This is a genomic window from Oceanobacillus luteolus, from assembly GCF_023715655.1.
GTDB lineage: Bacteria > Bacillota > Bacilli > Bacillales > Amphibacillaceae > Oceanobacillus > Oceanobacillus luteolus.
Genome location: NZ_JAMBON010000186.1, coordinates 1 through 255 on the forward strand (window position 1 = coordinate 1; position 255 = coordinate 255).

1 protein-coding gene is annotated in these 255 nt (G+C 37.6%); it reads right to left on the minus strand.

All coding sequences use genetic code 11. From position 1 onward, the window contains the following. Positions 1–255: IS110 family transposase (locus M3210_RS20305; protein WP_251518134.1), on the minus strand; the 255-nt coding region annotated here is incomplete at both ends.

Sequence of the window (255 nt, forward strand, 5' to 3'; positions counted from 1 at the left end):
ATAATAAGCATGCAAAGCTTTAAATGCGGTGTTTTTTGCAACTAGTATCATACAAACTCTAAACAAAAGGGCACGCAGTTTTTTCCTACCTCTTTTAGTAATGGTAGTTCTTCCCTTATGCTTTCCTAAGGTGTTCTCTTTGAGACTTAATCCAGCTAACTTAATCAGTTGCCTTGGGTGGGAATATTCATTCAAATCACCAACTTCGGCAAAAAATCCAGCAACTGTATCTCTTCCAACACCCTTAATTGCCAA